Source organism: Aquimarina gracilis (assembly GCF_035285365.1).
GTDB classification, from domain to species: domain Bacteria; phylum Bacteroidota; class Bacteroidia; order Flavobacteriales; family Flavobacteriaceae; genus Aquimarina; species Aquimarina gracilis.
This window is the reverse complement of record NZ_JAYKLX010000004.1, coordinates 267,291-290,746: the sequence shown is the minus strand read 5'-3', so window position 1 is coordinate 290,746 and position 23,456 is coordinate 267,291. Positions and strand designations below refer to the sequence as shown.

The following is a 23,456-nucleotide window of genomic DNA, read 5'->3' as shown; positions in this document are numbered from 1 at the left end:
TTATGAGTGACACATATAAGGTTAAAGTAAACAAAGCCTTTGAGTTTGATCTTGCTTCTGAAGGTGTTTCCAAAGTTGATACATTATCTACATCAAAAACAGAATATCACGTTATCAATGATCACACATCTTACCACGCCGAGGTTTTAGAATCTGATTTTAATAACAAGCAATATACCGTCAAGGTTAACAACACACAGTATACGGTTACTATTGCCGATGCTCTGGACAAGCAAATTGCCGAAATGGGATTTTCACTTGGATCTTCAAAACAGGTTAATGCTATCAAAGCTCCCATGCCAGGGTTACTTTTGGACATTCATGTCGAATCTGGACAAGAAGTAAAAGAAGACGATCCGTTGCTGATTCTTGAAGCCATGAAAATGGAAAATGTTATCCTATCACCTAGAGATGGTGTCATCAAAACTGTTTCTGTAACCAAAGGAAATGCAGTTGATAAAGGTCAATTATTAGTAGAATTTGAATAGTTAAAAGATATAAAAGACCCCAAGGGTTTTCAAAACCCTTAAGGTTTACAATCAATAGAAATATCTATCCTGATATCATTTAATATGAAAAAAATATTAGTTGCCAATCGCGGAGAAATTGCCATACGAGTGATGAAAACCGCAAAAAAAATGGGGATTAAAACCGTAGCGGTGTATTCTACAATAGATCGAAATGCACCCCATGTAAAATTTGCAGATGAAGCAGTTTGCATTGGTGAAGCTCCCTCGAACCAATCCTATTTATTAGGTTCAAAAATCATAGAAGTTGCTAAAGACTTAAATGTAGATGCCATTCATCCTGGATATGGTTTTTTAAGTGAAAATGCAGATTTTGCTGAAGAAGTAGAAAAGAATAACCTCATCTTTATAGGTCCAAAATCAAAGGCGATACAGGTAATGGGTAGTAAACTAGCTGCCAAAGATGCTGTAAAAGCTTATGATATACCAATGGTACCCGGTATAGATGAGGCAATCACCAACACCGATAAAGCCAAAGCTATTGCAAAAGATATTGGCTTTCCGATTTTAATCAAAGCCTCTGCTGGTGGGGGTGGAAAAGGAATGCGTGTCGTAGAAAAAGAAGAAGATCTAGAGTCTCAAATGCAACGTGCGATTAGCGAAGCCACATCTGCCTTTGGAGATGGATCTGTATTTATCGAAAAATATGTGGCCTCTCCTCGTCACATAGAGATTCAGGTAATGGCAGATAGTCATGGTAATGTAATTCACCTCTTTGAGCGTGAGTGTAGTGTACAGCGACGACACCAAAAGGTAGTTGAAGAAGCGCCTTCGGCAGTACTTACTCCAGAGCTACGCGCTAAAATGGGGGAAGCAGCCGTAAAAGTGGCAAAAGCTTGTGATTATTTGGGTGCAGGAACCGTAGAATTTCTTCTTGACGAGAACCACAACTTCTACTTTCTCGAAATGAACACTCGATTGCAAGTAGAGCACCCAGTAACCGAACTAATTACTGGGATCGATTTGGTAGAACTACAAATTAAAGTTGCCCGAGGTGAAAAATTGCCTGTTTCGCAAGAGGATTTAACTATTAACGGGCATGCTTTGGAGTTACGTGTTTATGCCGAAGACCCTTTAAATGATTTTTTACCCAGCGTAGGTCATTTGGATGTATATAAAATCCCAGAAGGTGATGGAATTCGTGTAGACAATGGCTTTGAAGAAGGTATGGATATTCCTATCTATTATGATCCCATGCTTGCCAAGTTGATCACCTATGGCAATACAAGAGAAGAGGCTATTCAACTTATGATTAAAGCAATTAGTGAATATAAAGTTGAAGGCGTGCAAACTACACTTCCATTTGGTAAGTTTGTATGTGAGCATGAAGCCTTTACTTCTGGTAATTTTGACACACATTTTGTAAAGAAATACTATTCTGCAGAAAAAATACACGCAAATACTGCTAAAGAAGCCAAAATTGCGGCTATTGTCGCTATGAAACAATATTTAAAAGATCAACAAACGTTACGTATATCAACACATTAGATTATGGATGCCAAGATTAAAACACTACAAGAAAAAGTTGCCCAGGCCAAATTAGGTGGTGGTGAACAACGTATCGAAAAACAACATGCAAAGAAAAAACTAACCGCTCGTGAACGTGTAGAATATCTACTTGATGAAGGTTCTTTTGAAGAAATCGGAATTTTGGTTACACATCGTACCACCGATTTTGGAATGGAAAAAGAAATCTATCATGGTGATGGTGTCGTTACTGGGTATGGGACCGTAAATGGTCGATTGGTGTATGTTTTTGCCCAGGATTTTACTGTTTTTGGAGGAGCACTATCAGAAACGCATGCCGAAAAAATCTGTAAAGTCATGGATATGGCTGTAAAAATGGGAGCTCCTATTATTGGTCTCAACGACTCTGGTGGTGCACGTATACAAGAAGGAGTGCGATCTCTTGGTGGATATGCCGATATTTTTCACAGAAACGTTCAGGCATCTGGAGTAATTCCACAAATTTCGGCAATAATGGGCCCTTGTGCCGGGGGTGCGGTATATTCTCCTGCTATGACCGATTTTACCTTGATGGTTGAGGATACCAGTTATATGTTTGTAACTGGCCCCAATGTTGTAAAAACAGTAACCAATGAAGAGGTAACTTCTGAAGAGCTTGGAGGAGCCAGTACGCACTCCACAAAATCGGGTGTTGCTCATGTCACTGCAGGGAACGATATCGAGTGCCTCGAAGATGTAAAAAAATTACTTAGTTATCTTCCACAAAGCAATAAAGAAACCACAAAAAAAATACCATTCACTTTGGAAGATGAAGTGCGCGATACGCTTTCAGATATTGTTCCGGATAATCCAAATAAACCTTACGACATGCATGAGGTAATTAGCGGAATTATTGATGAAGACTCTTTTTATGAAATTCATAAGGACTATGCCGAGAATATCATTGTTGGTTTTGCCCGTCTAGGCGGAAGAAGTATTGGAATTGTAGCCAATCAACCTATGTTTTTAGCTGGAGTACTGGATGTGAATAGTTCGAAAAAAGCAGCTCGCTTTACTCGTTTTTGTGACTGCTTCAACATTCCTCTTTTGGTATTAGTAGATGTTCCCGGATTCTTACCAGGTACAGATCAGGAATGGAACGGAATTATTATTCACGGGGCCAAATTACTATATGCACTTAGCGAAGCTACAGTCCCAAAAGTAACGGTTATCACTAGAAAAGCATATGGAGGCGCTTATGATGTAATGAATTCCAAACATATTGGTGCCGATCTTAATTATGCCTGGCCAACCGCAGAAATTGCTGTGATGGGAGCCAAAGGAGCTAGTGAAATTATCTTTAGACGAGAGATACAAGCTGCAGATGATCCTGCGGCCAAACTCGCCGAAAAAGAAGCAGAATATGCAGATAAATTTGCAAACCCCTACAGAGCCGCGCAACGTGGATTTATAGACGAAGTAATTCTACCAAAAAACACAAGGCGCAAACTCATCAAAGGATTCAGCATGCTTGAAAACAAAAAGGCCGAACACCCAGATCGTAAACATGGTAATATTCCATTGTAAATATTAGAAACAAAAAAACCCTAAAGATTTGAAATCTTTGGGGTTTTATTTGCTTTACTCTGATATTATTTTTAGTTTTTTTCCTCTTCGGTTCCAACCGTTTTTGGATTTTGGAAATAATCGGTTGTATTTTCTTCAATTACTTTCTTTAAACTTTGTAAATTTTCATCCTCTTGAGATTTCATAGAACCCCGCATAAATGATACTATTGATTTTGCAAACAATCCGTTTCCCACTGTCGTTGATTTAGAATTGATCGTTGTTTTTCCATTGTTTTCTTTCATATGCATTTCATAATCCATATCCATAAAATCCATTGTAAACTTCATTGACATAAGGGCATTAGGTTTAATTTCTTTTATCGTTTCTTGCATGGTCATTTCCTGACCATTATCATCAATATAAATTTTAGAAACCGCTCCTACAGAATTTTTGGTTCCACTAATTAGTTCTGTTTTCTTAAACCCTTTTATCCATTGTGGTAATTTAGACTCATCAGACATAACCGCCCATGATTCTTTAGCAGATTTATTTACAATTATTTCACTTTCATAATAAACAGACGGAGTTAACAATCCACTTCCAAAAAAAATTAGAATTAACAATACAATAAAACCTAACAGGTATTTTACATATTTCATGACTTATATTTATTGGTTATTAAAATTTACGATTTCCAATTAAAAAAAAATGCGCTATTATTAAGAGATTCCAACTTTTCTGATCGCCACCGGATGACCATTAAATGCCATATTATAAGACAATGGATCTAATCGGTCATGGTTCATTAACTGATTAATATTTGCTCCCGCATTGCTTTGTGCCCTTTCCATTTCGAGCCCCTCACCGTAATGCCCCCACCCATGTGGAATGCTAATCGTACCTGGAATAATATCTTTAGTGATCTCGGCTTCAATAAGAATTGAGCCAAACTCTGAGTATACCTCGACCGTTTCTTTGGATTGAATATCACAAGCTAAAGCATCCTCTTGATGAATCATCATAGTACATCTTCGAGAACCTCCTTCTAAAACAGGTAAATTATGCATCCAAGAGTTATTACTGCGTAAGTGTCTTCTTCCTATTAATTTTAGAGGATAAACGTTATCCGTTTGAGGTGCTAATAATTCTTGAACCTTTTGCATTTCTCTTACAAAAAGTTTGGGCATAAGTTCTATCCGTTTATTTTTTGTAAACAGGCGCCTGGGTAACACTGGAGTTAAAGGAGATAACTCTACGCCTTCCTTGTTTTTTTCTAAACGTTTTAAGCTCAACCCATTTTTCCGTAAAAAACGACCTCCCCAGATACCGTAAGGCCCTGTTTTCAATGCGAGGTCCAATTTTGTCTTAGGATGTATGCGGGACATTAAGCTACTTTTTATACGTTGTAAAAAGTTTCCATTAAATAAACGCCGCTGCAGCTCCCCCATAATTTGCCAGTCATATCGTTGCTCCTTGGATATAGGCAAAGGTGCCGGACTAAACTTGGCCGTATTACGTGTAGCGATCATGTGAAGTACAAATGAGTAATGCATCGTTTCAAGGCCCACAGCTGGTGGCATTATAATATCGGCATATTGAGTTGTTTCATTAATATACATATCGATAGCCAGCATAAACTCAAGATCTGCCAATGCCTCTTCCATAAGTTTAGAATTGGGGGCAGATCGAGCCGGGTTTCCAGCAATTGTAATAAAACCTCGTATTTGATCTTTTCCTTTGGTTAGTATCTCATCGGGTATGGTAGCCGTAGGGAACTCCCCAACAATTTCTTTGTATGACTTGACTCTACTGCTATATCGAAACATTTTGGATTCATGGGCCATTAAGGTTACATAATCTATTGCCGGCAAGGTAAACATCAGTCCTCCTTTTTCATCCAATTGCCCAAGCAAAATATTGATACTCGTAATAAGCCATTGGCATAAGGTACCATATGACTGAGTATTTACCCCAAGTCTTCCATATACTATACTATGCGGGTGCTTTGTTAGATCATCTACAATGTGAGCTATTTGTTTTTCGCTCATTCCGGTAATCGGTGCCACTTTTCTTATGGTATAAGGTCTTACCATTACCTTTAGTTCCTCAAAATGGTCTGAAAGAGAAAGTGCTTTGGATGTAGCAACGGCATTACGTTTAACTAGTTCATTTATAATTGACAACAGTAACAACACATCTTTTTCGGGATGAATAAAGTAGTGTTCACTTGCTTTATCCGCTGTTTCGGTTTTACGTGGGTCAATCACCACTACTTTTCCTCCTTTTTGTTGAATATTTTTGATTTTTCCTTTAATATCTGGAGTAGACATGAAGCTTCCATTTGATGCGAGCGGATTTGCACCTATGATAAGCATATAATCCAGACGATCAATATCGGGGATTGGAGCCATCATGGCGTGGCCAAACATCATTTGATTGACCAAAAATACAGGCACAGAGTCTAAACTATGCGATGCATAACGATTTTTGGTGTTTAATGCATTTATTGTATCATACAACGTTATGGCAGTCCCCGTGTTATGTACAGTAGGGTTGCCTGTATACGTTCCTATGGCATTGTTACCGTACTTTTTACGAATTTTTTTAAACTCCCGTTCTACCGTATCAAAAGCTTCTTCCCAAGATATGGTTTGCCAGCCATCAGGAGTTTTTTTTACTGGTTGTTTTAATCGATTAGGATCATTGTGTAAGTCTTTGAGTGCGACCCCTTTCGGACATATATGCCCCTTGCTATAAATATCTTCTTTATGCCCTTCTATAGAAATTACTTGATTGTCTTTAATCTTGATCTCCAAACCGCACATCGCTTCACAAAGGTGACAGGTACGGTATTTTATAGTACTCGACATAATTACTCGATTTGTGTAAATACTTGAAAATGTTTTGGGTAGTGCCACAAACAAGATACAAAAAATAATACCTGTATTGCAAATTTCAATATAAGCGCTAATCAAATTGACTGTAAACCGAGCTTCAACAAATCGATATGAAACAGCTATCTTTTCTACTCTATGTTAACTTTATAAATGAATCAGCCCAAGCAGTTCATATAAAAACAAGCCATACCATAATCTCATGGCTTCCAAAAACTGTACTTACTTGAGATGATTTTCAAGAAAAAATTGACCCCTATATTTTTGTCAACGCTTTTGGTTCAAGTTTTAGTTTTTTTATTCAGGCAAATTATGCCTTAGTTATACATATCTCCTTCTTATCAATTTATGATATATAACGTTTGTTTATTGGAAATAGAACAAATTGATTATTGCTATTAAGGCCTAATCTAGCCTCCAGAACAAGGATTCTTTTATGTTTTCCGTCTTTTGTGAAACGATCTTGACCCAATTTACCTTCTTTTCCCGCCATAACATATCTGAAATAGGAGCCTTTGCTTCTTGACCAAGAATCTATGTATGCTGTACTTTCAAGCAAACCTCCCATCCAGGTAAGGTCGGGCCTCATCTCTTTATCAGACCATTGAGAAGTGGCAAAGAAAAAGAATCCCGAAGAAGTAGCATTTTGTGCCGCTATTGCCTTGCTCCAATAATCATTTTCTCTTGAATGGCTATGGTTTACTATCAATTTAAGTCCATCTTGAACCGCTGTTAGATAAACATACCCTTTTTGCTTCAATTGATGAGATTTTTGCTCACCCTCTGGTCCATGTAACATAATTTTGGCATTTACAGCGCCTGTAGTTGGACCACTTGTGATTTCTACAAGGCGCCATTGCATACTTAGGTAGTAATTGTAAATGCGCTGTAAATGTTCTCTTTGAGCTTTGTCGAAATGTGGGAGATCATATAAAGGCATGAAATCATAATAATTCTCAACTGCATGATCGCGTAGTTCATGTAACCATTGATCAAACTGTTTTTGTTTTGCTTCTCCATAAGAACCTTCTTCCCCAAGAAGCTTAAGCATGTCATTATAATTTATAGGGCATTCTTTGTTGCAATGAGTTTCTATAGTGAATTGAATTTCTACCTCATTTAACATTGTTCTAATTTTGGCTGCCACCGATCCCGAAGTCATGGAAGTAAAAACCCCATTTTCTATTCCTTTTTTTATCTCTGCTTTCAAACTTGCGGACATTTCAGAATTCTGTGAGGAAAATTTACTCCAAAGAAAAAATGAAGCCTCTTTATAGATCACCTTTGTATAATGAGTGCCCCATCTATGAAAAAAGTAATGCGCCGTGTCTTTTGTTAAGTTATTACAATCCTCTATAAATTGTGGTTCTAAATCATCTATAGAATATGAATCCAGGGCCACATAAGGAGTCTTATGAATGATTTGATACCTATGCATCAAATACTTATTAGACTTATGTATGTCTAAACCAATTTGAGCACTTATATAATCCCGAAAAGCACCGCCATTTTTCCCAATGCTTTTATCAACCTCGTAAAAAGCTGACAATTCTGCTGTCATATCACTAATGCTACAAATGTTTGTACCATGTTGATTCTCTCTCCAGCTTATGGGTAATTCATATGACGGAGCTTGTTGTTTGAATATTGAATTGTAATCTCCTTCCTTAAAAGGGTTACTAATTAGTAAGTTAATTCCATTACCTAATCTATTTCTTGTATAAAAGATAGCTTGGTTAAATTTGGTTGTCTCATTGGTACTCTGTGCATATGAATTATCTTCCATGACGTGTGTAATTTGATTTTCCTACTCTATTTAAAAATGGGTTTTTCGGATTCCACCTTTATTACACCAATTAGCACCAGGAATTGCTCTAGTACTTTTTAAAACATTATAAAGTTAAGTACTCAAATTATTTTAGGAAAGACTGAAAATACCTGTTTAACAATACAGGTAGAACTACCTAGATATCTGGAAAGAAATGGAGTAATATGGGATCCCGTAACATAGATAAAAAATATTGCTTTAGTTTAGCCCCCAGAATACTAACACTAACTCAATTTATTGTTACTTAATGCCTCATTTCTCCTCTCTGTTTTTAGAGAGGAGTTGAATGAGGAAAACTATTTTTGCGTACTTTCATTAAAACCTACCATCTAATTGATACCAAATTTACCAGTAAACATTCCAAAATAGGCGCTCCAAAAAGTGGTTTCAATAGGCATTGTGATTTTTCCTACTTCAGACAATCAAAAAACAATTTATAAAAATCGAAAGCTGCTTTACAGTTACCATTAAAAGTAAGGTATATGTTTACAGTTGGCATGATGCTGTTGTTTAATTCTATTACAATTTAATTAAAAAGAAGGAATGAAACATTTAGCCATGGTAGATCTTCACTTTATGTTGTAACGCTATTTCTTCTTCTTTTTTAACCACCAATCAAGTCTTGTTTCAGGTTTATAATTGGTGATTTTTGGCTTTGTTTCTGCTCTTTCGATTCTCAGTTCATTCAAATTCGCAACAACCGACCAAATGGTTCCGAACTTTTCTTTCTTCAAATTCAAACATACGCACCTATCAGACAGTATCTCTTTGGCTTTTTGTAAATCCATACGTTCAATAGATTCCAGATGGTCTTTTAACCCGTTGTATCGCTCAGCACTTTTACTCCACTCGACACCTCCACGATCAAAAGGTTTCATCTCTTTTGTTACAAACTGATTTGTAATGTATATAAAGTTTTCATTTTTTTCTGGTCGTCTAATGACGCATTTTTGGGGAGCAGATTCGACCACTGCAATGTTGCCCGATTTGTCCGCGATAAGAAAATTATTTGCCGATGCTACTTTTGTTTCTTGCACTAACTTTATTGCTTGTTCGGTATTACTGCAATTTTCCAGCACTTTTCTTATGATAAAATGAAAGCCTATTCCGGGTTGAACCTGGGTACCATTCACAAAAGACATTGCTATCGACAACCCTTGCTCATTAATTCCATCAGAGCGTCCTATAAAAACATCTGATTGACTTATGTATGAATATTTTTCTTTGGGAGCGATCAAGCTGCTTTCTGTAAATTTTTTAAAGTCGAATAGCATATCGTAATTCCTACCAACAATTACAGAATCGTTATTCCTAAAAGCAAATACACTACATTGTCCTATGGTATCATAAATCCCAAGACTTAGTAGAAATGCCCCCAGGTTTTCAGGTTTATCTTTAATTCCTTTAGAAAAACCTTTAATTTCTTCTACAACTTCAGGATAAAATCTCTGCAATTCTTTATAAGATTCTAATCCAAATTCAGTTTTTTGATCGCTTATTTTTGGGAGCACAAAATTTGCTTTTTCGTAAAGTAATTTTCCATACTTCAATCCCATGTCATAAAATTCTCCGTATAGTCTTGGATGATACATTTCTTATTATAATCCTTTATTATATTATACAATGTTTATTATAAGTATCGTAGCAGCGTGAAATGTTACTTCGCTTTGTGACTTTTTCTTTCATAATAGTTATCGTAATAGACACGCATCAAGAGGTTCTAAATAATAAAACTTATAATTCCTGTGTTCCTTCCCTTCCTCCTATCACAAATCCAAAGGAAAGCCCTAAATAGCTATTATCCACTGTTCCGATTATCTCACCGTTTGGTATTTCAATATCTGCTTTTGTAATAAAATTGTATTCCAATCCAAGTCTTGTATTACCCAATTCAAGCCCTCCTCTTACTAGAAAACCCAATTGATTATTGACACTTCCTTCTAATCCATTTGAAGAACCATTTTGATCGGAAACATCTATATTATTGAATATATAGTATCCTAAACCTATCCCTGCATAGGGTCGATAATAACTTTCGTTGAAATAATAATCAAAGGTAGGTACAAATGAAATGATACCATTATCATCTAAATCGTCTATAAAAAACTGAGAATCCTAGTCAATTTCAAATTTTTGAGGGTTTATGGCAATCCCCAATCTCAATCCAATAACCACATTTTCTGAAGCCTTAACTTTAGGCTCAATATTGAGCAATAACCCTAAATTTTCGGAATCGGTATCCAGGAGAACTCCAGGCTCTATTCTTAGTTTAACTTGCGCATTTAGGCTTAATAGGCAAAATGATATTATTAATAGAAGTAATAACTTTTCCTTTACTAAAATTTCTATGTGATCGGAAAAGTTAGGTTGAAAAACCTTCATGGACATTTGTCGTTTACGTGCTGCTTCAAGAACGTTGGTTTTTCTTTTTAATTGTTGTTGATGCCCCTTGTATAATACGTTCGACATTTGAAAACAGCATATGTAATACCCAAATTTCGGTGCCTTGGTTTATTTTAATTGTACATGAATATGATCATCGTGCCTTACCGCTTTACAACCGTGATACCGTATTTTGTTATGTTCTAAATTCATTCTTGTCTTCAAGTGCGGTTCAATAAACAGTTTTCCCAGATTTCTATTTCTTAAAATGCTATGTATAAGTTTTTTGGTTCCTTTTCTTGAGAAAACTAATTCTTTATTAATCTTCCCAAACGTTACATATTTTGGGTAATCATATTGAAAATAACCATTTTTTAAGCATGTATTTATTTGATTGTATTCATTCGATTTGGGGTCTTCAAATACACCGTATCCACTTATAGATTTTTGCTTATTTGTTATTGCTCCGTTTCTCGTTTCATAAATCAAGCTAATATCAATTTTTTTTCCATCATTATGACTCAAATGCGGAAGAAGAGGAAATTTATTGATAAAAGGAAAGTTGGCGTCCAAATAATGAATTCGAACACCAGACCCCGCCAATTCTTTTGCAGTTTGCAATAATAAATCGTTTAGCTCTGGTCTAACATAATTTCTATTCAGGAGCGTAGTCATGTAGTTCGCCGGCTTTATTCGGTCGGTATGTTTTACTTTTTCTCGTCCGAAAGTGGGAGCAATTATCGGTACAATAAGTAATGTCGAAATGAGATAAAATCCAATAAAAACTAAAAGAGGTTTATATTGTGAACTCCATTGTATTCTTTTTGTAATTACACGACTTAGCAAATAAACTATTCCCCCGATCTGACTAACTATAGTCAGAAAAACAAACAGGATTGTGTGTACTACTATTTTCAGTATGGTTTTCAAATATAATTCTGATTTTAAGCACCTTGTTATCTACTATTCTTTAGGAGATTCTAATATTGGGATGATGTACTTTAACATTATATCAAAAGGTAGTTTTCCTTTCCAGTTTCCATAATTACTTCCAGTAAAGGCAATTGCCGTGTCATAATCCTCGAGTACAATCATATACTGTCCGCCATTTCCAGAAGCGAATAGCGCTTCAGTCCTAATATTGTTGTATTGGAGCAATTCGCGATACCATAAATAACCATACTTGGCTGTTGTATATTTTGCATTATTTGTTCTAGCAAAACGAACAAAGGACATCTCTACATCGGTTCCACAATTTGTTGATTCGTTTATCCATTTTTCACTCACAATTTGTTGGTTTTTCCAATTTCCTTTCTTCAAAACCAATTGAGCAATTTTCAACATATCGATTGGTTTCATATAAAAAGACCCTGCCGCATATCCTCTACCATTTGGGGTTATGTACCATTGGTATTTTTTTATATTTAATGGATCGAACAAATATTTTTTGGCGAACTCCATCAAGTTCATACCACTGGTGCGTGCAATAATTATACCTACAAGTTCAGGTTCTATCGAAGTATAGGCCCAATTCAATCCCGGATCATGTCGCAATGGAATGTTGAAAATATATTTCTGCCAATCTTTGGTTTCCCACATTTCCGATTCACAATCGGGTCCGATCCCGAAAAAGCCTTCACATGCTAAACCAGATCTCATCTCTAATACGTTTTTGATGGTAATTTTCCCTCTGGGATCATCTTTCCATTCGGGTAAGAAGTTTTGTACCTCATCCTCTACTTCAAATAGACCTTGGTCGATTGCTATTCCGGCTAGTAAACTTGTTACCGATTTAAATGAGGAACGCATATCGTGCAAACTGTCCTTTGCAAAACCATTAAAATATTCTTCAACAATTATTTTTTCATTTTTTGAAACAACGATAGCATCAATATTCGGATACTTCTTTGAAGTAATGGTATTTTTTAATTCTATTATTTTTTTGTTAGTCGACTGTTGCCCTTTACAACTTATACTTAATAGCAGTAAAACGATAAGAGGATACGGTATTTTTATAGCTCTTTTCATAATGACAGATAACGACATGTTTATGATTTGGTTGCAGAATGCTCCTGCTGATTATTGCGCTAACGAAATATACGAAGATTCTTAAGAGGTACAGGTCATTTAAAAAAACAACACTAAACTATACACTTCTTAAGTTTAATATCATTTCTTATTTTAAATCTATCTGTTGATAATGATCTACAGAACAACTATAAATGTATTTTTCCATCCCTTTGGGAATATGGACTTCATTCCATTTTTTTTCCGCAAAATTTATTAAATCATCTTCCTTATTCCAACAGGAGATCATAATAAACTCATTAGGATTCCACTTTGTGGGTTTGGCGATTTCTAAAGATATTAAGCCCTTGTAATTTTTAACAATTGGAACTGAAATTCCTTTAAATTTTAATTCAAATTCTTCATGAAGTTCTTCTGGAATTATTGCTTTAAATATTCTAATTATCATTTTTTTGAATATTAAATCTAACGGTAAGTGTTGAATTGTTGTGGCAAAGCCACTATGTTTTATATTATGTGAGCTACTGGTCTCATTAGTATTCATTTTAGTTTACTTTCTATTTGCTTTTTTGCAACACGTAATTCAATAATAGCAAGTATACCTATTAACACAATTTCACTTACAATATAAATCCACCCTAAATTTGTAATCACTTCCTTATGATAAATAGCTAAACCAATTGATAGAGAACAGTATATTAGATTCGAAAAGGCAATTCCTTTTAAAAATATGCCTAAATTCTTATCAATTTGGAAGTAACAATAAAAATCGTAAATAGCGAAAAGGCAGGGTAATGAGGCAAGGAAATATAGAGTAGACTTTGGAATTCCAAAAAGCCCTTGCAATTTAACCAAAACGATCCCCAACAGCATTGCAGAAAAGATTGCCCCAACCCCATCAATTTGAAACAGCCTTTTTGGATTATCTTTCCCCCATTCTATAATTTGTTCAATTATCATATTAAGTATTTGGAGTTCTTTCTTACTTCGCTCGTGGTTAACCCCCCTTATATATTGCGTTTACCAGTCGAAGGCAGCATATACAAAATACAAACTGTTGCGTATTGGCTTTATTCAGTTTCATGCATTATTTCTTCCTCAACATCCTCAACTATTTCTTTAGGTTGTTTTTCATCCCAATATTTATTTTCCTCAAATAAGTCAATTACACGAATTGCTTTTGGTTTTTTATTATAATCTTTAACTACAAAATCAAAATACATAAAACAATCACAAAGTGTCATTGGATATTCTCCATTATCAGAACGAGGTCTATCCAATTTGACAATCAATGTATCATTCTGTTCAGTAATATTTTTTAAATACCCTTTTTTCCAAGAACAGTTTACGATATAACCTAACTTTACTTTTAAACCATCATTTTTAGTCTGGCTCATCCGAACTCCAATAGAATCAATTCCACAATCTGTTCTACATTCAGAAACTTGAAATTTCTCAACCTTTTGATGTAAAAGCAATTCCTTTTGTTTACCACATCCAGATATTAGAAATATAAGTGATATTGTTAACAGGTTTTTCATTCAGATATTTGTCATTTACTTGAATTACACACAACGTTACGTGTAAACTGCGTTTTAATGCATTTTTATACAGTGTTAGCGATTCATTTTGTTCTTATTCCGTAGATCCTTAGGATGTTGGGAGCGATGTTTTGCACGCCTAAAAGCCTCAGAAGTAAATATGTCTGACATAATTGCTCCATCAGATGCAGGCATGACCACTCCGGTACGTAAGTTTTGAATTTCAGAATTATACGTTTTGCAAAATCTTATAAACCAATTTTTTCCTTCGAAACTCATAGTTTTTTGGGAGGCATCAATAAGAAAATTCAAATGAAACTTAACAAATACTTTTCCTTTGATAGCACTTTGCTGTAAAATGAGGAATGAGTAGTCCTTACAAAGATAAGATTCATTTTTTGAATCCTCCATTTGATTATTTATGTAAACACTAAAATAATCCAACACTTCTCGTTTGTCGATTGCTATTGTAGTGCCTAGTTTATGTTTTAGAGCAGTATCCATATTAAATTCCCAAAATTACAGGTTTCCATGATCGTTAATGTTTTTATATATGCACCATAGCAGGTAGAAATATTACCTTGCTTTTCGGTTTTCCTGCAGGTAGGCAGGTCTGCGCATTGGTTGCTAACTTTTCCTTTCAGCAAGCAATGCCGCCTTTATAAATATACAAGAACCTTTCGATTGAGTACGAAGTTGCTATGATTACATAGGTGTTGTTGCAGGTAGTTTTATTTCAAATTTTCTTTAATATATTTTCTTATTTCTCCGATCTTAGATTTATTCCCTTTTATGGCACTTTCACGGTCAAGTCTATTAATTTGTAATTTCCACAAATAACTCTTTATCAGGTTTTTTTCTTTTTTATTTAAGTTTAATGGTTGCTCTATTCCAATTATATTACCGCGATTATCGTAAATAAAGTTAGGTGAAATCGAGTTGTTAATTTTCTCAAAATAATTCCTCATGTATTTGTTTTCATCATATTCTTCGGTAAATTTTTTATGTAATTTGTACCTCACCTCATATAAATCAATTATTGTTCTTCTCAATGAGTCATTTTTTATTATTTCTAAACCTATAGATTTTAAAGTTTCATAGCCTGAGGTATTTTGTATAGTTACAAAATCTCTAGTCAAATAAAAATAATATGTTGCCAAAGAATCATTATCAACCTCCACATTGTTAACAATTTTTCTAAAATAATCTACAGCTTTGATATTATATTTTATTGATTTTTCATCATTGTCTAAATCAATACTATCTCTAGCTAAACCATTATAAATTTCGGTCAGAATTGTTTTTTCAGTAAATCTTTCCTTTCTATTTTCATTCCATCTGTCTAGCAAAAAAGCAAAAGTAACAGCGAAAAAAACTGATAGAAATTCAAACAAATATTTTCTCCAATTTTTAAATCGTAATCTGTTTTTTAGTTTCAAGTTTAGTGTCTTTTAATTACCTACAACATTTGGGCTATGGCAAATAGGGCAGCAAGGAAACCTTTTCGTATCCGTCTGCACTCGTAGTCAAAGCGTTGTATTTTGTTTTTATCTTATTCATTTTAAAAGCCAAATCAACGATCTGGCGGTATTGGGAAATAGCATTGAACTTTCGTAAATCACCGAATGCCTTATTTGCTATATACCGTGTTGTATGCCGTTTTACTTTTCAATTCCTCATTCGTAGTTTAATGAATATTTTACTTGAACAAAATCATTGGGAAAAGCACCTGCCTCGGCTTTTTCAAGTTTGATATTCTTAAACGTTTTTCCAAATAAAGGAATACCCTCTCCTAACAATATAGGTATTCTAGTAAGGATTATTTCATCTATCAATTGAAGATTGATGAACGACTGAATAGTTTTTCCTCCGTCTATGTAAGCATGTTTAAAACCTTCTTTTTCTAATGTATCAACTAAGTTACTTACATCTCCAGAATACATTTCAACTTTTCCTTTAAGATTATCGGGGGCTTCTGATAGGGTATTGCTTAAAACAACAATGCGCATATCACCATAAAACCACTGGTCTGGAGTCAGGTTCATACTGGAAATCATTTCCATACACTTCCGCCCCATAACCATACAGTCTACAGAATCCATGAACGCTTTAAATCCCATATCCTCTGTACCCATATCAGCTTCCAAATTACCAGCTGTATGCAACCAGTCAACATTTCCGTCTGGTTTTGCAATAAAGCCATCCACACTTGTGGCTATATAAACTGAACATTTCATATTTCGGATTTCATTTTGTCTAATGGATCACAACGGTTTGTGTATGAGTAGTACGAAGTGAAACGTAGTATTACTTATACACCTTGTTGTTTGTAGTTATTTTTTCCGGAGATATTTCTAAAATTTCGCCGTTCTTCACTACAATCAATGGAGTCTTTTTATATTTTTTAAACTCAATTAGTTTTAGGTACGCACGCTCTAAACCTTCTTTTATTTTATCGCTATTTTTCATCCTTTATATTTTTCAAGTAATTCATCCCATTTAGATGAATTATGTATTATTTCGTTATTTGGTAAATCTTTTTGAGCAATTATTTCATAGGGTTCTCCTGAATTGTCAATAAAAATCCATTCATCTACAATTGATTTAAATATGTTAAAGAAATTTTTAAGTTCATTGTCATACCTTCTTCTAATTACTGGTTCGGGAATATTATGACCTCCTTCTTGAATTCGGGTTTCCACTCTTTTAACCGCTAATTCAGGTGTTCTTAACCAAAAAAACAAAAGAGTTATTTGATAATTTTCGTGCTTTGCTTTAAGAACTAAGTTTTTATAACTTCTTGTAGATAAAGTTGTTTCAAAAGCAAAATCCTCTTCTTTTTTGATCAAATCATTTATTCGATTCAACATTAATCTGCCAGATTGAATAGCTGCAGAGTCAGGGTTGAATGGAGAAATTCCTTTGGCTATTTCATCAGCATTTACAAATTCATCACAGTCAAGTAATTCTGGAAGTATTGTATAAGAAGCAGTAGTTTTTCCTGCTCCATTATAACCTGAAATAATAAATAATCTTTTCAACTTACTTATATTTTATACAAATGTACTTTAATATTCTTCTTTAATTATACACAACGGTTAATGTATAGTTTCGTAGCGGGTAAATTCGCATGTAATACTTCGCACTGACTCGAAGATAGCAAAAGCACGTGAAATTCCGATAGGAATTTCCGCCGCTATGAATTATACATGTTGTTGACATTAGTTTTTTTTCAGTCGTTTCAACTTTTTTATTAAAATAACTAATCCGTTCCAATTATTTTCTTTAGTTAGTTTATAGGTAAACTCCGTTTTGATTCCATTTATCGTGAGCTCTATAATATAACAATGGTCTCCTTCTCTTCCATAACATATGGGTTTTTCTTTTTTTGATTTAGTTTCAAAATCAATAAAATAGTCGATAATATTATCGTTAATTCCAATAAAATATTCCGATTTTAAAATCTCACTGTTTGTTACATTTCTATATGTGAAATAACCATCTTTAACTTTCGTATCAATTCTGCCAACAAAATGACCAAAAAAGTAACGTTCTTTATAAATCAATTTAATATATAATGAGTCAGCATTTTTAAATTTTGAGCTTATAATTTCATTATCCATATTTTGAGAAAATAACCAAAACGGAAACAATAAAAGAAGTAATGTTTTTAAAATATTATAGTTCATTTCAAATTAATGTCAACGTCTATTGTATGGTGCGTTTGCTTTCCAGAGGAAGTAAATGCAACATACAAGTTGTTATCTGTTTTTTTTCCTTATTTTATTTTTAAATCGTCCCCGTCTCTCCAGACCTCTCCACTTTGTAGACCGTCAGGATTTGTGGGTATACCCGATAAGTCTAGTGAACTAATTTCTACTTTTCCGGCATGTGGATTTAATCTTAATCTATGTGATGTTCCTGAACCAAAAGATTGTAACATAGGTACTCCAGAAATAGTGCCTATTGCTAAATAACCTGCTCCTTGTTTGCCAACCACCAAAGGACTTTGTGATAAACCATTGTTAGCACCTGTCAAATCTTTACCTGTAAAAACTGTTGGTCTACTGGGGTAAGAGAAATGTATAAATCCTGAAGAATCGTTCGTTATCACGTTTGTATTACCATGTGCATTATTAGCAGAGCAACCAGATTCGACATCTGAACCAATCCAAACACCATTTGTTTGTGATTGAGTTGCATTCCCAATAAATGAAAAGTTCTTTACATTATTTATATAAAACGCAGCTTTGCCATCCAATCCACTACTACCTTTATTTATATAGTTTCCAGTTATATGAAAATTACTTTTGTTATCTCCTTCTATATGAAGATAAGCATAATCCGTATTTCCATCCTGACATAGTGCTTCAATGAAATTATTAACTATGTTAGCGTTTTTTATGTTTTTCATAACAATACCACCCTGTTGGGATGCTTGAAAAGCTCCCTCACAGATAGTTAAGTTTTCTGTTTGCATTGTTGTAATACTGGCTGGATCAGTATCATAATGAACATACAAGGCGTGTCTTCCAGCTAAATCAAATCGTCCTCCTTGAATTTTGCCATTTGTTGCACCGTCCCAATTTATGTTATCACGCCTTGCGTTTTGACCTTGACATTGTAAAATTTCAAAAGTCCAACATCGTTCTAAATGAAAATTATCTTCGAATCCATCAATAAGAACATTTTTTATATGACATAATCTTATAAGATGATAACCATAGAAACCGTAATTGGAATTAACGCCATCACCTATGATTGTCAGATCTTCTACTTTCGTTCCAGTATAAAAAAGTGTATCATTTGGAGCCCCCGCTTTTATAGCATTTCCTGATCCAGAGTGTTGAATAATAGTGTTATGCATTCCTGAGCCTTTTAATATTACACCTGATTTTAAATCTATCTCAGAGGTGATATTATATTGACCAGATGCCAAACTTACTTTTGAAAGAACAATATCTACAGTTGTAATTGTTGTTGATTTTTTTATTAAAGCACAAAGATCAATTGCTTTTTGAATTTCTTGCCTGTCGTCGACACCGTTTCTGGCACCAAACCATTCGGGATAAACACTATCTATAATGAATGTTCCATTAAAAAAAATGTTTGTATTGAATATTCTTTCCCTTCCAGCTTCTATTGCAGTATTATTACCATTAATAGTTCCATTTTCAATTTTACCGCCATTAAAGAACAATTTTACACCCAAAGGTAAATTCACGGTACCACCTTGTAAGTCATGCACATTTCTTATTTCCAAAATATCTCCTTGATAGCTAGAGTCTATAGATGTAAAGTCAAAGTTGGATTTTATAAATTTGTAATTAGATCTATCTTTTAGTTGTAATTTATTATTTACACTTTCTAAATCTACATTGTCTGGATTGTTTATTATTGTCGTCATAATATTATTTTATTAAGTTATAGCTGTACTCCTTTTAATATTTTATAGATTCATTTAACTTTCTTAATACTACTTTTTTCAAAAACCTTTATCCTTATAAGATGACACATATCACTTTTAGTTTTTGTACGATCAATATAATATTTATTGGTAAGCAAGCTTGTTATTACAGATAACAATTGTATATATGTAAAAGTACATATATATTCTTTATATATTTCCGTTTGTAAATGATTGTAAACATTTATACTCATTTGCAAACGTTTATGATGTCTTAGAACAATACTAAAAATTACGTTTTAGTTCCCTATTTCTAATATTCTGATATATTTTCATCTCTTCCCAACACTTTTTATTACCTCCTGGATGTGAACTTGATCTTCCCGGTACATGTAGCGTGCTTCCCAGAGGTTACAATAAGGGGTCATGTATACCAAACACTTGTCCCTGTGCGTTGCAAAGCTTCTCCCGCAGCGTTTTATAGTCTTCACAGATATAAAAATCATGCTTCCGTCTACCGGGAAGAACTTGTATATTGCCGGGACAGCTTTTACATCTTACAGGAAAAAGAAATATACTCCCGGGGAGGATATGTATATCCACAGGAAACAGTTGTAACCCTACAGGAACACTAAAATACCAAACGGGGATTGCTTTTTAATCAACAGGGAGGCTTTATATATTGCCGGGACAGCTTTTACATCTTACAGGAAAAAGAAATATACTCCCGGGGAGGATATGTATATCCACAGGGAACAGTTGTAACCCTACGGGAACACTAAAATACCAAACGGGGATTGCTTTTTAATCAACAGGGAGGGTTTGTATATTGCCAGGAAGGGTAATGTATCTTACGGGAGCACATAAAAACGTAACGGGGCCAGTAATTACATTACATTGAACAGATATTATTTCTCTTTAAACTCAATTCGCTTTACTATAGGCTTCTTGTAACCATGCTATAAGCTCATTATCAATATCGCTGATTGAAGTAATTTGTACACGATGTGTACACATGGTACCAAACGGGCCAGAATTACCCAAACGATCTGTTACAGGTTTATCTTTAAGTTTTAGTCCAAGATCTATTCGGGTTTTGGTAGCCGGTTTGATCAATGCAAACTGTTTCTTTCTAATAATACTTACACTTGTCTTTTTGGGTGTCTTTACCACATCGGTACCAAATGTATCCACTATTTCAAGAAGTTTTTTATAGATGGGCAACAATGCTTCTTTTCCTTTGTATTGATTGGTGACCAAATCTTCGGGGGTATCGTTGTTTTCTTTGGATAGGGCTACAATGGTATTGGCAAATCCATGAGTAACCCCATGTTCTTCTTTCAAAAATTTCACTGCTTCTCCATGTTTTGCAAAAGCTTTAGTGATCAAAATTTGTTTCCATTCCTGCAATGATTTGCCTGTTTTTTCGGGCATATTGTCGATCATTGTTTGTAATGCTTTATCCATAACTAAAATTTTGTTGATTGCCCTGTCTCCAAATAAGAAATAAGTTGCATATACCCTTTTTCATTGGCAGAGATAAAATATTTCATAAGTTGCAGGTACTTTGGATTATTTTTATAACCTATCCCATATGAAGTAATCCTGGTTAAACCTTTATCCAATTCTTCAAAATGAACAATATTAAACAGATCCTTGGCATCTTTCTTCATAAATTCTGGGAAATTATTGCTTAATTCCGCCTGAAGTGTAATCATCTTCTTTGGAATATAATTAATGACATGAAGACGTATGGTTGAAGGGTCTTCTATAGAACCATTTTTACTGTAGTTGGTTTTTATAAGTCCATTAATTTTAAAATTCACTTCTGCCAAAGGTGCAACCCAACTTTGCCAGCCTTTTTTTGTTGAATAGGCATCCCAACATTTATCCAAACTTGCGTTAACTTCAAAAGATTGAATCAAAACAAGATTTTGAGATTGGGTAGAATCTATTTTTGAATGCACTCTTTTTTCCATTTCATCATTCGCACCTTGAGAATAGACAGACAATTGAAAGAGTGATGCCACCAAGAAAAATACTATTTTTTTCATACGGCCAAATACTTAGTTAAATTTTAATTTTTACAAATTAAAGAAATGAGTATTAGTCAAGATAGTAAAAAATTAACCTTGTCTATCTAGTGGAAAAAAATTAGGTTCACTATTATGATGATCTGCTTCAATAAATTCCTGTGGATTGAACCCCGAAAATTCATTAAACTCCTTAATGAAATGAGATTGATCGGTATATCCAAATTGATATGCTATTTGCGACCATGTTATTTTCTGTTGTGCCTGTATTTGCTGTAACATTTGATTAAATCTAAAAATACGATGTAGTACTTTTGGTGTTAATCCACAATATTTTTTAAACTGACTGATTAAATGCTTTTGAGTTTTTGAATACGTCTTCACTATAGTAGTATGTGTAGATAAAGAGTTCTCCTGCAGTTGTTTTAGTATTAAAATAAGAGCCGCTTCAGGTATTTTAGTAGTATCAAACCTGTCTAAAAGCCATTGTGTAGCAATATCGAACTTGGTGACAACTGTTTCAGATTTCAGAATCTGTTTTCGTAGTGTTACTATCTCATCTCCAAAAATCTCTTGTGCCAAAATTACTGTGTTATTGAGCCGATGAATCGGAATATGAAAAAATGGAAATGCTCCTGCAGGTTTAAACTGTATAACAAACATCTCAGAATCCTGATGAGCAGAGATAGAGAGATAATTTTTATGCATTCCAGAAACCCAAACATTCCTGAAGGTTTCATTAACTGCTAAAGTTTGGTTATCAAACGTATTTCTCTCTATACCGTCCAATTCAAAAATAATAAAAAGGTGTCCCGTAGGAACAACACGCTCTATAGAGTGATCGGGTTGAAAGCCTTTAAAATAGAAAATGGATTCTACATAATCTTCTAGTGAAGTTGGCAATGTATGCGTTTCAAATATCAATACTAAATGTTTGTTGGGTTATATAAGAACCTTTAAGATAATTATTAATTTGATATTTAATGAATTAAATTGAATAACATATTATCTGGTTTTAATTCTTTGACAATAATAACATTCTAATACTTGCCAATTGCGATAACAAAACAATGGGTACAATAACGGTAGGCAACCAAACAAATGGGAAATAAGTGACTCCCACATTAGGTTGTTCAAAAGCCAATTGCTGAAAGGGAGTTTGAGCGCTTAAAACGGCAATAGTAAGTATGTTAAGTAGCAGCGCCAGGCATACAAAGTTCCAAAATAACAAGAAACGATTACCCAATACATTTTTAACAAAAACCAGATAGTATACAAGCGGAGCGGTTATCCCTGAAATAATATCAAAGTTATACCCCTCGTATGTCATATATACGGGAATCAAACCACTTAAAAAGATAGCATGTAATACGACCTCGACGGGAAGTCTCACCACATGAAGTAATGTTAACCATTTTAAATCCAATGAATCTATAAATCGTCTTCCTTTTTTGGTCATAAACAGCAACAAAACAAACAATGTAACCGGTCCCAATAAAAAGACAAACCGTGGTGGTATTGCATCTACTACCTTATAAAACCCTAAAACGCCCAAAACACCTACAAAGGCCGCCCATATTAAAATTGAAAGTACTACTTTTTTGTTTTCATGACTAGCCACATAAAACAACCAAAGTGTAGCTATTGTCGTTAATATAAACATGATCATAATAAACATAGAAACACTCTCCATAGATATGAATTTTGGACTAACATTAATAAAGGATATGTGGTATGAAGATACCTATTTTGAATAAAGAGGGAATATAACGTAATGTTAAAGAAATTACAGATGCCTAAA

Annotated in this window: 24 protein-coding genes; 3 read left to right on the top strand and 21 right to left on the bottom strand. The window is 34.2% G+C overall.

All coding sequences use genetic code 11. The features are described from left to right. The first annotated feature begins 2 nt into the window (after window positions 1-2). The 3 genes from U6A24_RS09845 (at window position 3) to U6A24_RS09835 (ending at window position 3,560) form a co-directional block, all read left to right on the top strand. Complete coding sequence (locus U6A24_RS09845) at window positions 3-488, top strand: biotin/lipoyl-containing protein (protein ID WP_324179795.1); 486 nt, start codon at window positions 3-5, stop codon at window positions 486-488. Between the two features lie 84 nt (window positions 489-572). Continuing rightward, window positions 573-2,015: an acetyl-CoA carboxylase biotin carboxylase subunit gene (gene accC, locus U6A24_RS09840; protein WP_324179794.1), complete on the top strand. Its 1,443-nt coding sequence runs from the start codon at window positions 573-575 to the stop codon at window positions 2,013-2,015. 3 nt (window positions 2,016-2,018) lie between these two features. Then, window positions 2,019-3,560 carry an acyl-CoA carboxylase subunit beta gene (locus U6A24_RS09835; RefSeq protein WP_324179793.1) on the top strand — a complete coding sequence of 514 codons (1,542 nt, stop codon included), beginning with the start codon at window positions 2,019-2,021 and terminating at the stop codon, window positions 3,558-3,560. 71 nt (window positions 3,561-3,631) lie between these two features. Here U6A24_RS09835 and U6A24_RS09830 read toward each other — a convergent pair whose 3' ends face one another. The 21 genes from U6A24_RS09830 to U6A24_RS09730 all read right to left on the bottom strand — a co-directional run bounded on the left by U6A24_RS09830 (window position 3,632) and on the right by U6A24_RS09730 (window position 23,348). Further along, window positions 3,632-4,201, bottom strand: a complete 570-nt coding sequence (locus U6A24_RS09830) for an SRPBCC family protein (RefSeq protein ID WP_324179792.1) — start codon at window positions 4,199-4,201, stop codon at window positions 3,632-3,634. 60 nt (window positions 4,202-4,261) lie between these two features. Continuing rightward, window positions 4,262-6,412 (bottom strand): molybdopterin-dependent oxidoreductase, encoded by a 2,151-nt coding sequence (locus U6A24_RS09825; protein WP_324179791.1) that lies wholly within the window; start codon window positions 6,410-6,412, stop codon window positions 4,262-4,264. A 370-nt stretch (window positions 6,413-6,782) separates the two neighbouring features. Beyond that, a complete protein-coding gene (locus U6A24_RS09820; RefSeq protein WP_324179790.1) occupies window positions 6,783-8,222 on the bottom strand; it encodes an MAC/perforin domain-containing protein in 1,440 nt (479 codons plus the stop codon). A 629-nt stretch (window positions 8,223-8,851) separates the two neighbouring features. Beyond that, window positions 8,852-9,856, bottom strand: coding sequence for a C45 family peptidase (locus tag U6A24_RS09815; protein ID WP_324179789.1), 1,005 nt, complete (start codon window positions 9,854-9,856; stop codon window positions 8,852-8,854). A 142-nt stretch (window positions 9,857-9,998) separates the two neighbouring features. Further along, window positions 9,999-10,337 (bottom strand): acyloxyacyl hydrolase, encoded by a 339-nt coding sequence (locus U6A24_RS09810; RefSeq protein ID WP_324179936.1) that lies wholly within the window; start codon window positions 10,335-10,337, stop codon window positions 9,999-10,001. Window positions 10,338-10,379: 42 nt separating this feature from the next. Continuing rightward, a complete protein-coding gene (locus U6A24_RS09805; protein ID WP_324179788.1) occupies window positions 10,380-10,733 on the bottom strand; it encodes a hypothetical protein in 354 nt (117 codons plus the stop codon). A gap of 42 nt (window positions 10,734-10,775) precedes the next feature. Continuing rightward, a complete protein-coding gene (locus U6A24_RS09800) occupies window positions 10,776-11,576 on the bottom strand; it encodes a hypothetical protein (RefSeq protein WP_324179787.1) in 801 nt (266 codons plus the stop codon). A 33-nt stretch (window positions 11,577-11,609) separates the two neighbouring features. Next, window positions 11,610-12,674, bottom strand: coding sequence for a serine hydrolase domain-containing protein (locus U6A24_RS09795; RefSeq protein WP_324179786.1), 1,065 nt, complete (start codon window positions 12,672-12,674; stop codon window positions 11,610-11,612). A gap of 148 nt (window positions 12,675-12,822) precedes the next feature. After that, the gene (locus tag U6A24_RS09790; RefSeq protein WP_324179785.1) at window positions 12,823-13,218 is read right to left on the bottom strand and encodes an antibiotic biosynthesis monooxygenase family protein; all 396 of its coding nucleotides are present in this window, start codon (window positions 13,216-13,218) and stop codon (window positions 12,823-12,825) included. Beyond that, on the bottom strand, window positions 13,215-13,634 hold the full coding sequence (locus tag U6A24_RS09785; protein ID WP_324179784.1) for a hypothetical protein: 420 nt from the start codon (window positions 13,632-13,634) through the stop codon (window positions 13,215-13,217). Before U6A24_RS09785 ends, U6A24_RS09790 begins: the two co-directional genes overlap by 4 nt. A gap of 110 nt (window positions 13,635-13,744) precedes the next feature. Continuing rightward, window positions 13,745-14,215 carry a hypothetical protein gene (locus U6A24_RS09780; RefSeq protein ID WP_324179783.1) on the bottom strand — a complete coding sequence of 157 codons (471 nt, stop codon included), beginning with the start codon at window positions 14,213-14,215 and terminating at the stop codon, window positions 13,745-13,747. 75 nt (window positions 14,216-14,290) lie between these two features. Continuing rightward, window positions 14,291-14,719, bottom strand: a complete 429-nt coding sequence (locus U6A24_RS09775) for a hypothetical protein (RefSeq protein WP_324179782.1) — start codon at window positions 14,717-14,719, stop codon at window positions 14,291-14,293. A 227-nt stretch (window positions 14,720-14,946) separates the two neighbouring features. Continuing rightward, window positions 14,947-15,654, bottom strand: a complete 708-nt coding sequence (locus U6A24_RS09770; RefSeq protein WP_324179781.1) for a hypothetical protein — start codon at window positions 15,652-15,654, stop codon at window positions 14,947-14,949. 237 nt (window positions 15,655-15,891) lie between these two features. Beyond that, entirely contained in the window at window positions 15,892-16,452 is a 561-nt protein-coding gene (locus tag U6A24_RS09765; RefSeq protein ID WP_324179780.1) for a dihydrofolate reductase family protein, read from the bottom strand. Between the two features lie 228 nt (window positions 16,453-16,680). After that, window positions 16,681-17,265 (bottom strand): zeta toxin family protein, encoded by a 585-nt coding sequence (locus tag U6A24_RS09760; RefSeq protein ID WP_407654026.1) that lies wholly within the window; start codon window positions 17,263-17,265, stop codon window positions 16,681-16,683. Between the two features lie 171 nt (window positions 17,266-17,436). Further along, the gene (locus tag U6A24_RS09755) at window positions 17,437-17,904 is read right to left on the bottom strand and encodes a hypothetical protein (RefSeq protein ID WP_324179778.1); all 468 of its coding nucleotides are present in this window, start codon (window positions 17,902-17,904) and stop codon (window positions 17,437-17,439) included. Window positions 17,905-17,993: 89 nt separating this feature from the next. Beyond that, window positions 17,994-19,622: a glycoside hydrolase family protein gene (locus tag U6A24_RS09750; RefSeq protein ID WP_324179777.1), complete on the bottom strand. Its 1,629-nt coding sequence runs from the start codon at window positions 19,620-19,622 to the stop codon at window positions 17,994-17,996. Between the two features lie 924 nt (window positions 19,623-20,546). After that, window positions 20,547-21,089 (bottom strand): DUF4287 domain-containing protein, encoded by a 543-nt coding sequence (locus tag U6A24_RS09745; RefSeq protein WP_324179776.1) that lies wholly within the window; start codon window positions 21,087-21,089, stop codon window positions 20,547-20,549. A gap of 2 nt (window positions 21,090-21,091) precedes the next feature. After that, the gene (locus tag U6A24_RS09740; RefSeq protein WP_324179775.1) at window positions 21,092-21,676 is read right to left on the bottom strand and encodes a hypothetical protein; all 585 of its coding nucleotides are present in this window, start codon (window positions 21,674-21,676) and stop codon (window positions 21,092-21,094) included. A 72-nt stretch (window positions 21,677-21,748) separates the two neighbouring features. Further along, window positions 21,749-22,558, bottom strand: a complete 810-nt coding sequence (locus tag U6A24_RS09735; protein WP_324179774.1) for a helix-turn-helix domain-containing protein — start codon at window positions 22,556-22,558, stop codon at window positions 21,749-21,751. 112 nt (window positions 22,559-22,670) lie between these two features. Beyond that, the gene (locus tag U6A24_RS09730) at window positions 22,671-23,348 is read right to left on the bottom strand and encodes a hypothetical protein (RefSeq protein WP_324179773.1); all 678 of its coding nucleotides are present in this window, start codon (window positions 23,346-23,348) and stop codon (window positions 22,671-22,673) included. Window positions 23,349-23,456 lie beyond the last annotated feature (108 nt).